Genomic DNA, 12,411 nt, shown 5'->3' with positions numbered 1-12,411 from the left:
ATGCCATGTCATGGGCCATAGTGTCCCGCCCAGACGCGGGGATTGCAAGGCCAAGCGCAGGGCGACAAGCGGCACTCGGTCGATGTAGCGCGTGCCGGCCGCAGCGGCTGTTCTTTGCCGCCAGCACTTTGGGCGATACGTAGGGGTGGCAGATGACCCCTGACAGCAAAAAGCCCCGCCAAGGCGGGGCTTTCGATTGCATCACTGGATCAGGGATCAGCTTTTGGCAAGGTTGCGCAGCACATAGTGCAGAACGCCGCCGTTTTTCAGATACTCGATCTCGACCGCGGTATCGATCCGGGCTTTGAGCTGGATCTCTTTAGTGGAGCCATCTTTGAAGGTGATGGTGCACGGAACGTTGGACAGCGGTTTGATATCGCCAGCCAGGCCGGTGATGGTCACCGATTCGTCACCTGTCAGCCCCAGCGTTTTGCGCGTGTCGTCGCCGGTGAATTCGAACGGGATCACCCCCATACCGATCAGGTTCGAGCGGTGAATACGCTCAAAGCTTTCTGCGATCACACCTTTGACGCCCAGCAGGTTGGTGCCTTTGGCCGCCCAGTCACGCGAGGACCCTGCACCGTATTGCTCGCCACCGAAGATGACCAATGGCTTGCCAGCCTCTTGATAGGCCATCGACCCATCAAAGATGGTGGTTTGTTCGCCATCGGGTCCTTTGGTGAAGCCGCCTTCGACACCATCGAGCATCTCATTCTTGATGCGGATGTTGGCGAATGTGCCGCGCATCATGATTTCATGGTTGCCACGGCGCGAGCCATAGCTGTTAAAATCTTTTGGTGCGACCTGACGCTCGGTCAGGTATTTTCCGGCCGGAGTATCCGCTTTGAACGAGCCCGCAGGGGAGATGTGGTCAGTGGTGATCATATCCCCCAGAACAGCCAGAATACCTGCATCTTCGATATCTGAAATCACACCAGCGTCCGGGCTCATGCCGCGGAAATATGGTGGATTTTGGATATAGGTTGACGAGGCGGGCCAATCATAGGTTTCGCCACCAGATACTTCGACAGCCTGCCATTTTTCATCGCCTTTGAAGACGTCGGCATATTTGGACTGGAAGGCCTCACGGGTGACAACTTTGTCGACCAGATCCGCGATTTCCTTATCGGTGGGCCAGATGTCTTTCAGGTAGACATCTTTACCATCTGGCGTCTGCGTGATTGGCTGCGACGACATGTCGATATTCATGTCACCGGCCAGCGCATAGGCCACGACCAGCGGCGGCGACGCAAGGTAGTTCGCGCGCACATCGGGGGAGATACGGCCTTCAAAGTTGCGGTTGCCCGACAGGACAGAGGTGGCGATCAGGTTGTTATCATTGATCGCTTTCGACAATTCCGGCGCAATCGGGCCAGAGTTACCGATACAAGTCGTGCAGCCATAGCCCACAAGGTTGAAGCCGACAGCGTCCAGATCTTCAGACAGGCCAGCGGCGTCCAGATAGGCGGTTACAACCTGTGATCCCGGTGCCAGCGATGTCTTGACCCAAGGCTTGCGGTCCAGACCCAGTGCACGCGCTTTGCGGGCCACAAGGCCTGCGGCGATCAACACATAGGGGTTGGACGTGTTGGTGCATGATGTGATCGAAGCGATCACGACCGAGCCATCACGGATTTCATAGTCCTGACCGTCAACCTTGGCGGTTTTCTTCAGGTCCATGACTGTGTCGGGGGCCGGGGCCTCAGACAGCATCTGTGCGGATGCGGCGCTTTCGTCCTGGCCACGGAATTCCGATACAACCGCGTCGAACGCTTGTGCGGCATTGGTCAGGGCGACGTAATCTTGTGGGCGTTTGGGGCCCGAGATTGCCGGAACGATGCTGTTCATGTCCAATTCCAGCGTCGACGAATAGATCGGGCTGTAATCGGCATCGCGCCAGAAACCATTTTCCTTGGCATAGGCTTCGACCAAGGCAATGCGGTCTTTGTCGCGCCCCGTAGTTTCCAGATAGCGCAGGGTCTCACCGTCGATCGGGAAGAAGCCACAGGTTGCGCCATATTCAGGTGCCATGTTGGCGATCGTTGCGCGCTGTGCCAGCGGCAGATTGTCCAAACCTTCGCCGTAGAATTCGACGAATTTTCCGACAACGCCATGTTTGCGCAGCATTTCAACGACTTTCAGAACCAAGTCGGTGCCGGTCGTGCCTTCGACCATCGCGCCTGTCAGCTTAAAGCCGACAACTTCAGGGATCAGCATGGAAATCGGCTGACCCAGCATCGCGGCTTCGGCTTCGATACCGCCAACACCCCAGCCCAGAACGGCGGCGCCGTTGACCATGGTTGTGTGGCTGTCGGTGCCGACCAGCGTATCAGGATAGGCAACTTCCTTGCCGTTTTGGTCCTTGTCGGTCCAAACGGTCTGCGACAGGTATTCCAGGTTCACCTGGTGACAGATCCCAGTGCCGGGCGGCACAACGCGGAAGTTTTCAAACGCGCCTTGGCCCCATTTCAGGAACTGATAGCGCTCCATGTTGCGCTCATACTCGCGGTCAACGTTTTGTTGGAACGCGCGTGGGTTGCCGAATTCGTCGATCATGACCGAGTGGTCGATGACCAGATCAACGGGCACCAACGGATTAATTTTCTGGGCGTCGCCACCAAGGCCCTTGATGCCGTCGCGCATGGCCGCAAGGTCCACAACGGCGGGAACGCCGGTGAAATCTTGCATCAGCACGCGGGCAGGGCGATAAGCGATCTCGCGCGGGTTCTTACCGCCTTTTTGTGCCCATTCGCCAAATGCCTTGATGTCGTCGACAGAGACGGTGAACCCGTCATCTTCGAACCGCAGGAGGTTCTCAAGAACGACTTTCAGCGAGGCTGGAAGTTTTGAAAAATCGCCCAGACCGGCTTCGGTCGCAGCGGGGATCGAGTAGTAGGACAATGTCTTGTCGCCAACCGTCAATTCACGACGGGTGTTGGCGGTGTCCTTACCGGTTACGATGGTCATGGGGTTTGGCCTCCCTTTGGGAAATTAGGGTATCGCTGGGAACTAACTGCCCCATTGCGTTGCCGCGTTCAAGGGGGCAGTGGAATTTTTTGTATACCATTGCACACAGAAAGGAGGGTCAATACGAATTATTTACCACTTTCACGCTTATATAACGCTATGGCAGGGCTGGTAGGCATGGCAATGCGTTTCATAATCTCGCAAAACCTTGATTGGTCATGCAAGGGGTCGGGCATTACGACTCTTACACGACATGGAAACAGGAGCTTGATCTGCCGATGATGATGAAGACGCATGCGCCATGGCGACAAACTGCCGTCTGCCTTGCCTTTGCCATCGTTGCAGGGCTGGCGACGGATGCACGGTCCCAGAATTTGGGTGGCGCGGATTTGGGCGGCCTTGACTTGGGTGGGCGCGATCAGGCGGATTCTGATCTAACGCAGGACGCCGCGGAATCCGTCGCACAATCGATTGATGACGCTGCGCCAACGCCCGACATCGCACAAGACACTACACAAGAAAGCGGGATCGAACCCTCTGATGTGGCAGCCGGATCTGCGCTGGCCCCATCAGGTGCGATGAATGGTGCGATTTCTAATCCGGTCCCTGCGGCGCGCATGGCCAAAGGGTTCAACGGATCGGGGGCAACCCAGGTTGGCAAGCGACCGTCTGGCCCTGTTGTGGTTGAATTGTTCACATCGCAAGGCTGCGCGTCATGCCCGCCTGCAGATAAGCTGTTTGGCAAGATATCACAGCGTAAAGACGTCATAGCGTTGGCCTTGCATGTTGATTATTGGGATTATCTGGGTTGGGAAGATCCGTTCGCCCAACCTGCCTTCACCACGCGGCAAAAAGCCTATGCTCGTGCGTCGGGGGAGCGGATGATTTATACGCCGCAGTTGATCGTCTCGGGCCGGAAAAGCCTGGTGGGGGCCGATCCTGGCGCGGTTTATGAGGCATTGGATGACGCGCAAAATGTCACCTCGCCCGTGTCTATTTCTGTCAGTGGCGGCAAGGGACAATATCAGATTGAACTGCGCGCCGACCCGCCGCTGGACGGTGGGGCCGTGGTGCAGATCGTGCGCTATATCCCCTCGGCGCGCGTGGATATCTTGCGCGGTGAAAATGCCGGGATGGAGATCGACTATACCAATGTTGTGACCGCCTGGCACGCGGTGGCCGATTGGGACGGGCGCACTGCCACACGATTGACGGCAAAAATTGACGGTAATGAACCCGCCGTTTTGCTGGTGCAGGCGGCGCGGCCGGGGCGGTCCTCCCCATTGCCGGGTGCTATTCTTGCAGCGGCAGAGCTGAAATAATCAGCCAAAATGAAATAATCCTTAGCGATTTTTCCAACGGCGATGGATCCAAAACCACTGCCCCATGTGGGCGCGCACCTGTGATTCCAGCGAATCATTATAAGCCTGCGTCATCTCTTCAGCCGAGGTGACAGGGATCGGCCTTTCCACGATGATCGTAAAGCTAAGCCCGTCGTCCTTGCGGATTGCATAGATCGGGATCATGTCCACATCATATTTGATCGCCAATTCCGCCGCCGATAGGGGGGAGGGCGCGGTCTGGCCAAAAAACGTCAGCTGCGCGCCGCTGTGAAAATATTGATCGCTGGCCAACCCGATCATACCCCCATCTTTCAAGTGCCGCACCATCCCTGCCATGCCGCGCCGGTCCCGTGGGAACAGGGGCTCTGCGATGCGCGAAATCGCCTTCAGGTAATCGCGGTTGAACAGGCGGTTATTCATCGGGCGATACAGCGCGCCAATTTTGAACCCTTGCGCATGCAAGGCCCCACGCCATGCGTCGTAATTCCCAAAATGCCCGGTGACCAGAACCGCCGATTTCCCCGCATCGCGCAGGGCAATAAGATGATCTGCCCCCGGTCCGCTTAGCTGCAGACCCTGGACATGGGAGATGAATTCATCCCCGGAATAAATCTCGGCCAGAGAGCGACCGATATTATCGGGCACCGACTCACAGATTTGATCGATTTGCGCCGCGTTCAGATCTGGGCAGGTCAGTGCCAGATTGGCCCGAATGCGCCTATGCATCCCCAATGCGGGCGCAAGCCGGGCAACCATGCGTCCGGCCAAATGAATGCGCCGTGGATAGGGCAGACGCCGAAGCACGCTCATTCCGGCTTTGAAAACATTGGCCGAAACTCGGTCTGTCATCGTCGGTGTGTCGCGCTTTGCCATCTGGGCCTCCGGTTTTGGGTGGCTTGGAGGGCGGAAGGTTATGCCCGCCGCTCCCGCGCCCAGACATAAATACCCGCGCCTACGATCACAAGCGCACCGATGATGGTATGGATATCAGGGATCTGGCCAAAGAACAGCACGCCCCAAAGGGTTGCCCAGATCAGACCGGTATAGCCAAATGGGGCCAGTGCGGTGGCTTCCCCCAATGAATAGCCCTTGATGATCATCGCCATGCCCACGGTGCCAAACACCCCAAGCGCCAGCATGACCCATAGGTCTTGCGCCTGTATTGGGGTCCAGAAGAATGGCACCGCCACACTGGAACAGATCAGGCCGATTGCCGCGGACCACAGCACAGAGGTCGCGAGGCCGTCACGCTGGATTAGCCGGGTTAGCAACATACCGGCGGCGAATAACACCGCCGTTGCCAGCGCCAAAAGCGAGGCGGGATGAAACACGCCCGCGCCAGGGCGGATAATGATCATCGCGCCCACAAAGGCCACAATAATGCCGACGATCCGGCGTGGGCCAAGCCGTTCGCCCAGGAACAGCGCGGCCCCCAGGGTCACCAGAACCGGGTTCAGATCGGCCAGCGCGGTAGCCTCTGCCAGCCCGATATATTGCAGTGCGACAAAAAAGGTCAAAACCGTCGAAAGTTGCGCCACAGAGCGCAGGATCTGCAATCCCGGCTGGCGCGCAGGCAGCAGCGTGGTCAGGCGCGGGGTAAAGACCGCGAAGACCAGAACCGTATTGACCACATAGCGGGTCCAAACGATCTGCACTGGATCATAGCGCACGGCCAAAATCTTTGCCATCGCATCCATCAATGTGAAACAGCCAAATGCCCCCAGAAGGAACAAGATACCCAAGCCGTTGCGATGCACCGGCGCGGCGGGGGGAGGGTCTGGCATTTGTAAGATTGTTTCCGACACAATCTGTCCCTTCAAAATAACAAGAGGGGGCCGTGATGGCCCCCTCTGTCGGATCTACGTTGGTCGGTCTGCTTACAGCAGGCTTTTGACCTTTTCCGCGACAGCTTCAGGGGTGATGCCGAACTTTTGATAGAGATCACCGATCGGAGCAGAGGCACCGAAGCCCTCCATCCCTACGAAACCTGCTTTTTGTTCACGACCACGTTCGCCAAGCAGCCATTTGTCCCACGGCTGACGTACAGCGGCCTCAACGGCGACACGCGCTGCACCGGGGGGCAGGATTTTGCGGCGGTAGCTCTCGTCTTGTGCTTCAAACAGCTCCATGCAGGGCATGGACACAACACGGGTGCCAATCGCTTCGGCTTGTAGCAGATCGCGGGCCTTGAGCGCGATCTCGACCTCAGAGCCAGTGGCCATGATGATCGCCTGACGTTTGCCTTCGGCTTCCTTGATGACATAGGCACCTTTGGACACCTGATTGGTGTTCGTGTGCTTTTCACGCAGGCACGGCAGACCCTGACGCGACAGCGCCAGAACCGATGGTGTGCGTTCTGCCGATAAGGCAAGCTCCCACGCTTCGGCGGTTTCCACCACATCGGCGGGACGGAAGGTCCATGTGTTTGGCGTCGCGCGGCACATTGCCAGATGTTCCACCGGCTGGTGCGTCGGGCCATCTTCGCCAAGACCGATGGAGTCATGGGTCATGACATAGACCGCGGGAACCCCCATCAGGGCCGACAGACGCATCGCGCCACGGGCATAATCGGTAAAGCAGAAGAATGTGCCGCCATAGGGACGAATGCCGCCATGCAGATACATCCCGTTCATCGCTGCTGCCATACCGTGTTCGCGGATGCCGTAATTTACATAGCGGCCCTTACGATTGTCCGTGTCAAACACCCCTAGGTCAGGGGTCTTGGTCAGGTTCGACCCGGTCAGGTCGGCAGAGCCGCCCACGGTGTCCGGGATCGCAGGGTTGATCACGTTCAGCACCATTTCAGAGGCTTTACGGGTGGCAACCTTGGTGCCTGCCTCGATCTGCTCTTTTTTGAAACGGCGCACCACTGACGCCAGCTTTGGCGCGGCCTCCCCTGCCATCAGCCGGGTGAATTCGGCTTTGCGATTGTCTGACAGCGCGTTGAAACGTTCGTTCCATGCGGTCACTTCGCCTGCGCTACGCGATCCGATGGCCTCCCATGCGGCCTTCACATCTGCCGGGATTTCGAACGGGCCATGTGGCCAGCCGTAGATTTCTTTCGTCGCGGCGATTTCTTCATCACCCAGCGGCGCACCATGTGCGGCATAGCTGTCGGCCTTGTTCGGGGCGCCAAAACCGATAAAGGTTTTGCAATCGACCATGACCGGTTTATTGGCTTTTGCGGCCTCAGTTAGGGCGCGGTCGATATCTTCGGGATCGTGGCCATCGCAATGCAGCACTTTCCAGCCTGCTGCTTCAAAGCGTTTGCGCTGATCTGTCAGGTCGGACACGGTAACGCGGCCATCAATGGTGATGTTGTTATTGTCCCACAGCACGACCAGGTTTGACAGCTTTTGCTTGCCGGCAAGGCCGATGGCCTCGTGGCTGATACCCTCCATCAGGCAGCCATCGCCCGCGATCACCCATGTTTTGTGATCGACGACCTTTTTGCCATAGCGTGCGCGCAGGTTCTCTTCGGCAATCGCCATTCCCACAGCGGTCGCAATCCCCTGACCCAAGGGTCCGGTGGTGGTTTCGATTGCATCCACAAGGAAGTTTTCCGGGTGGCCTGCCGTCAGCGCACCGGGCTGGCGGAAGTTTTTGATCTGCTCCAGCGTGATCTGCGCATCGCCCGTCAGATATAGCAACGCATAGATCAGCATAGAGCCGTGACCGGCGGATAGAACGAAACGATCGCGGTCGGCCCATTTGGGCTGGCTTGCGTCAAATTTCAGATGGTTCTTGAACAGAACCGTGGCCACATCGGCCATGCCCATCGGCATACCGGGGTGGCCCGAATTTGCGGCTTGCACTGCATCCATGGCAAGTGCCCGGATGGCAGATGCCAGTTTCCAATGTTCGGGGTGCTTCGCGCGCAATTCTGCGATTTCCATAGCAGGACCTCCTTACCCATACCGATGACGGTTAGCGTTATCTTTGCCTCTGATAGCAGGGTTCGGCCCAAGATCAAGCACAGGCCCAATGTTTCACAGGCAGAAAGCCGCGTCGCGGGGGTGATTGCCGCCCACTGTTGCAGGCAAAATGGTGCAAACATGGTCTTTTCGGGCGCGACATCTGCCGTCACAGGGCCCAGAACTGTGTGAGGGGTTTCACTTTCCCTTAGGATTTGGCAAAAGTCGAATACGTTGCGGGCGCGGCCGCGACTGGCACGACGGAGACAGCAGATGAGTGATGAGACGGCTGAAATCGCTGAATATGAGCGCAGGCTATCCTATGCGGTAGAGCGGCTTGCGCGTGGAATGGATCAACTTGTCGCCACCCGCACTGAATTGCAAAATGAACTGAGCGAGGCGCTGGAGCGTATCGCGACATTGGAAACAGAAGCCGCGCAGGCATCTACAGCCTCTGCCGTCGATCCCGATACGCCACAGATTGATTTGGCGGAGGTGCAGGCGCTGGTCACCGCCCATCAGGCGTTGCAAGCCGAATTGGAACAGCTGCGCGCCCAGTTGGCAACAGAACAAGATGAAAAAGCCGTGCTGGAACAGGGTCTGGCCGACCTAAAGGCCCAGCAAGACGCGGCGCTTCTGGCGCTTGAGAAACGTTTGGGCCAGCGTGCGCGTGCGGCGACATTGATGCAGGCCGATATTGGTCATTTAAAACAGGCCAATGATGCGTTGATTGAGGCAAACCAGCTGATGATGAACACCCGTGGTCCAGCATCAACGCAATTGGTGGATGCGCTGACCCGTGCCGAACTGGACGCCCTGCGTGCCGCCCGCGCCGCCGAAACACGGGAGCTGGATGAGATTCTTTCGGGGTTGGAGCCGCTGCTGTCGCGCATGAACAGCGCCGAAGAAGATGCAGACCCGAACCATCAGGAGGCACAGACCAATGGCTGAAGTCACAATCACCATCGGCGGCCGCGAATTTGAGGTCGCCTGCCAGAATGGCGAAGAACATTTCTTGCAATCGGCGTCGATGATGTTGGACCGTGAAGCCAGCGTGCTGGTCAATCAGATTGGCCGTATGCCAGAGGGGCGCATGCTACTGATGGCCGGGCTGATGCTCGCCGATAAGACCGCTGCCGTTGAAGATCAGGCGCGCGAATTGACGGCCCGTATACAGACGTTGGAAAAAGAATTGGCAGATGCACGCGCCAACCCCACCAAAGTTGAGGTGCCCGTCTTGCCAGAGGGGCTGACGGATACATTGGCCGAATTGTCAGCGCGCGCGGAATCCCTGGCCGATAAGGTCGAGGAGACATTGTGAAACAGATTTGGGCTGTGGTGCTTTGTCTGTGTATGGGGCAGGGCGCGGTGGCGCAGGTGTCGGGCCAAGAGCCAAGGCAAGACGCAGCGCAAGAGGGCGTCACGATCGATACGCGGGTGTATCACTGCGAAGCCGGCGCACAGGTGCAGGCGACCTATGTCAACGGGATCACACCTGCGGTTGCGGTGATCGTCATCCACGGGCAGCAGATCGCGTTGCGCACGGTTCCCAGTGGTTCGGGTGCGTTTTATGCACAGCACGTCGTGGCGGGTGATCCCAGTGGCTATCTTTGGATCACCAAGGGTGATGAGGCCGCTTTGGAATGGCGCGGCAAGGCGGACCAACGCCCCTTGCTGCTGGGGTGCATGTCCTAATTAGGGATGCCAGCCAGCATCATAAGACTTATGCATAGGGGCCGTCCCGGCGCGCATGCGATGGGGGCTATCGCAGCCGCGTCCTATTCAAACCCGATTTACCACAGGCCTTAAAGCCGGGAACCATCCGTTGTTGCGTGATTTGGATATGTTTTGGTGCCAAAACGCCCCGAAGACGGCTTCGGAGCGTTTTTGCAGTGTCAATTCAAGGCGGCGCTATTTGGCGACGATGCAGGCCGGCATCCGAAAACGCCGGTCTGACGGGGCTTATTCCGCCGCCGTTTTCATCTCGAATCCCTTGTCAATTTGATCAGTCGGGGTCACCGGGTATTCGCCCGAGAAACACGCGTCGCAATATTGCGGCGTCACGTTGTCGCGCCCGTTGACCTCACCTGCGGCGCGATACAACCCGTCAAGCGAGATGAACTTCAAACTGTCGACATTGATCCACTGGCGCATATCCTCTTCGGACATATTCGCCGCCAAAAGCTTGGAGCGATCCGGCGTGTCCACCCCATAGAAACACGGCCATGCCGTCGGCGGGGAGGCAATGCGGAAATGCACCTCTTTGGCACCGGCATCCAGGATCATATCTTTGATTTTGCGCGATGTGGTGCCGCGCACAACCGAGTCATCCACCAAGATCACACGTTTGCCTTTGATCAGCGCACGGTTGACGTTCAGCTTCAAACGCACGCCCATATTGCGGATCTGCTCGGTCGGTTCGATGAAGGTCCGGCCCATATATTGGTTCCGAGTGATGCCAAGGGCAAAGGGAATACCCGATTCCTGGCTGAAGCCAATCGCGGCAGGAGTGCCTGAATCCGGCACAGGACAGACCAGATCGGCCTCAACCGGGGCTTCGCGTGCCAACTCAACACCGATCTGATGGCGCGTGTCATAGACCGAGCGACCGCCATATTGGCTGTCCGGGCGCGAGAAATACACATGTTCAAAGATACAGAACCGCGATTTGGCCGGGGCGAAGGGGCGCGAAGATTTGACGATCCCGTCTTCAATCACCACCATCTCGCCGGGGTCAATCTCACGCACCAGCTCGGCACCGATGATATCCAAGCCACAGGTTTCCGATGACAGCGCATAACCGCCATCGCCCAGCTTGCCCAGAACCAGCGGGCGCACGCCCAGCGGATCACGCACACCGATCAGCTTCGTGCGGGTCATCGCGACCACTGAAAACGCGCCTTCGACACGGCGCAGCGCATCGGCAATGCGATCAGCATGGCGCTTCTGGATCGATCGCGCCATTAGGTGAATGATACATTCCGAATCCGAGCTGGATTGGAAAATCGCGCCCATTTCAATCAATTCGCGGCGAAGCTGGTCTGCATTGGTCAGGTTGCCATTATGCGCAATCGTACAGCCACCCATGGAAAATTCACCAAAAAAGGGTTGAATGTCGCGGATCACCGCGCCTTTCTTCCCGGCGGTAGAGTAGCGCACATGCCCGATCGCCACAGGGCCGGGCAGGGTTTCCATCAACGACGCTTTGGTGAAATTGTCGCGCACATAGCCAAACCGATGCGCTGAGTTGAACCCATGTTCAGGATGGTGGGCAACGATACCGCCAGCCTCTTGGCCGCGGTGCTGCAAAGCGTGCATGCCAAGGGCGACGAAATTCGCGGCGTCTTTCACGCCGACAACGCCGAAGACACCACACTCCTCTTTCAGCTTATCATCATCAAAAGGGTGCGAATAAAACGCGGGCTCATCAGTCATGCGAGGACTCCGATTTCCGGTAGCTTGCGTAAATCGGGATCCAGCAGGCAGATGATTCCCGAAAGGCCGTATGCCGCGTGATGTAATGCCAAACGGGAGAGGTGTTAACCCCTCCCGCCGATAAAAGCTTTATACGATTGTCATGAATGCCATGAAACAACCGTTTTTACGGTGCCGGGCAGCTGGCAACCAGGTTTTCATAACGGGCAACGATCCAACCGGGGGCGTCTTCTGGCATTTGTTCATCCATCGACAGCGACATCCGGGCAAAAACCTTGGCAGAGCGCGAATCGTCCACCACCGGCATTGCCTCGTTCACCATCACGCGATCATAGACCACAAAAGCCACCGCCACGAGAATGACACCCCGGATCACGCCGAATAAAAAGCCAAGACCCTGATCCAATCCGCCAAGCGCAGAGCGCTGAACGGCCGAGGCAAATAGCGGCGTCACAATAGAAAACACCACCAACCCCAGCGCGAAAACCGCGGCGAACCCGCCAATGGTTGCCAGTTCGCAGCTGTCGCCCAGAACCTTGTTCAACCCCGGGATCTGCGCAATCAGCGGACGCGCCGCATCGGCAAACAGATAAGCGATGATGGCGGCGCCGATCCAACCAATGATCGCCAGCCCCTCGCGCACAAAGCCACGACTATAGGCCAAAATGGCCGATAAAATGATGATGACCGCCACAATAGCGTCGACGATGGTAAACCCGTCCATAAGTCTTTGCGTCCCCTCGACCCAATTT

General features: G+C 57.7%; 10 protein-coding genes. 4 read left to right on the top strand and 6 right to left on the bottom strand.

Annotation, left to right across the window (positions count from 1 at the left end; translation table 11 throughout):
• Nucleotides 1-216 precede the first annotated feature (216 nt).
• Complete coding sequence (gene acnA / locus BFP70_RS01750) at nt 217-2,967, bottom strand: aconitate hydratase AcnA (protein WP_066009532.1); 2,751 nt, start codon at nt 2,965-2,967, stop codon at nt 217-219.
• 218 nt (nt 2,968-3,185) lie between these two features.
• On the opposite strand from acnA, the gene BFP70_RS20575 reads away from it, so the two are divergent.
• Nucleotides 3,186-4,289: a thioredoxin family protein gene (locus BFP70_RS20575; protein ID WP_141693057.1), complete on the top strand. Its 1,104-nt coding sequence runs from the start codon at nt 3,186-3,188 to the stop codon at nt 4,287-4,289.
• 21 nt (nt 4,290-4,310) lie between these two features.
• Here the strand turns inward: BFP70_RS20575 and BFP70_RS01740 are convergent, their stop codons facing one another.
• From BFP70_RS01740 to tkt, 3 genes are all read right to left on the bottom strand, one after another.
• A complete protein-coding gene (locus BFP70_RS01740) occupies nt 4,311-5,183 on the bottom strand; it encodes a lysophospholipid acyltransferase family protein (protein ID WP_083217290.1) in 873 nt (290 codons plus the stop codon).
• Between the two features lie 38 nt (nt 5,184-5,221).
• Nucleotides 5,222-6,094 carry a DMT family transporter gene (locus tag BFP70_RS01735; RefSeq protein ID WP_066009530.1) on the bottom strand — a complete coding sequence of 291 codons (873 nt, stop codon included), beginning with the start codon at nt 6,092-6,094 and terminating at the stop codon, nt 5,222-5,224.
• 93 nt (nt 6,095-6,187) lie between these two features.
• On the bottom strand, nt 6,188-8,206 hold the full coding sequence (tkt, locus tag BFP70_RS01730) for a transketolase (protein WP_066009527.1): 2,019 nt from the start codon (nt 8,204-8,206) through the stop codon (nt 6,188-6,190).
• A 291-nt stretch (nt 8,207-8,497) separates the two neighbouring features.
• On the opposite strand from tkt, the gene BFP70_RS01725 reads away from it, so the two are divergent.
• Genes BFP70_RS01725 through BFP70_RS01715 form a run of 3 tightly spaced genes read left to right on the top strand, consistent with a single transcriptional unit; the run spans nt 8,498 to nt 9,919 of the window.
• Nucleotides 8,498-9,175, top strand: coding sequence for a hypothetical protein (locus BFP70_RS01725; RefSeq protein ID WP_066009525.1), 678 nt, complete (start codon nt 8,498-8,500; stop codon nt 9,173-9,175).
• Entirely contained in the window at nt 9,168-9,545 is a 378-nt protein-coding gene (locus tag BFP70_RS01720) for a cell division protein ZapA (protein ID WP_066009524.1), read from the top strand. The genes BFP70_RS01725 and BFP70_RS01720 overlap by 8 nt, the downstream gene beginning before the upstream one ends.
• Nucleotides 9,542-9,919 (top strand): MliC family protein, encoded by a 378-nt coding sequence (locus BFP70_RS01715; RefSeq protein ID WP_066009522.1) that lies wholly within the window; start codon nt 9,542-9,544, stop codon nt 9,917-9,919. The genes BFP70_RS01720 and BFP70_RS01715 overlap by 4 nt, the downstream gene beginning before the upstream one ends.
• A 267-nt stretch (nt 9,920-10,186) precedes the next feature.
• Here the strand turns inward: BFP70_RS01715 and purF are convergent, their stop codons facing one another.
• Nucleotides 10,187-11,659, bottom strand: coding sequence for an amidophosphoribosyltransferase (gene purF / locus BFP70_RS01710; protein ID WP_066009519.1), 1,473 nt, complete (start codon nt 11,657-11,659; stop codon nt 10,187-10,189).
• A 166-nt stretch (nt 11,660-11,825) separates the two neighbouring features.
• Nucleotides 11,826-12,383, bottom strand: coding sequence for a CvpA family protein (locus BFP70_RS01705; protein WP_066009518.1), 558 nt, complete (start codon nt 12,381-12,383; stop codon nt 11,826-11,828).
• Between the last annotated feature and the right edge of the window lie 28 nt (nt 12,384-12,411).

Origin of the sequence: Thioclava sp. SK-1 (assembly GCF_001705665.1) — a bacterium.
Classification (GTDB): Bacteria; Pseudomonadota; Alphaproteobacteria; order Rhodobacterales; family Rhodobacteraceae; genus Thioclava.
Note: the sequence above shows the minus strand (reverse complement) of the source record. Positions and strands in the feature narration are given on the sequence as shown.

Excerpts from the sequence above, each read along its gene's own strand:
- BFP70_RS01740 (WP_083217290.1), bottom strand. The coding sequence starts at position 5,183 with ATGGCAAAGCGCGACACACCGACGATGACAGACCGAGTTTCGGCCAAT.
- BFP70_RS01735 (WP_066009530.1), bottom strand. The coding sequence starts at position 6,094 with ATGCCAGACCCTCCCCCCGCCGCGCCGGTGCATCGCAACGGCTTGGGT.
- BFP70_RS01725 (WP_066009525.1), top strand. The coding sequence starts at position 8,498 with ATGAGTGATGAGACGGCTGAAATCGCTGAATATGAGCGCAGGCTATCC.
- BFP70_RS01720 (WP_066009524.1), top strand. The coding sequence starts at position 9,168 with ATGGCTGAAGTCACAATCACCATCGGCGGCCGCGAATTTGAGGTCGCC.
- BFP70_RS01705 (WP_066009518.1), bottom strand. The coding sequence starts at position 12,383 with ATGGACGGGTTTACCATCGTCGACGCTATTGTGGCGGTCATCATCATT.
- acnA (WP_066009532.1), bottom strand. The coding sequence starts at position 2,967 with ATGACCATCGTAACCGGTAAGGACACCGCCAACACCCGTCGTGAATTG.
- BFP70_RS20575 (WP_141693057.1), top strand. The coding sequence starts at position 3,186 with ATGCAAGGGGTCGGGCATTACGACTCTTACACGACATGGAAACAGGAG.
- tkt (WP_066009527.1), bottom strand. The coding sequence starts at position 8,206 with ATGGAAATCGCAGAATTGCGCGCGAAGCACCCCGAACATTGGAAACTG.
- purF (WP_066009519.1), bottom strand. The coding sequence starts at position 11,659 with ATGACTGATGAGCCCGCGTTTTATTCGCACCCTTTTGATGATGATAAG.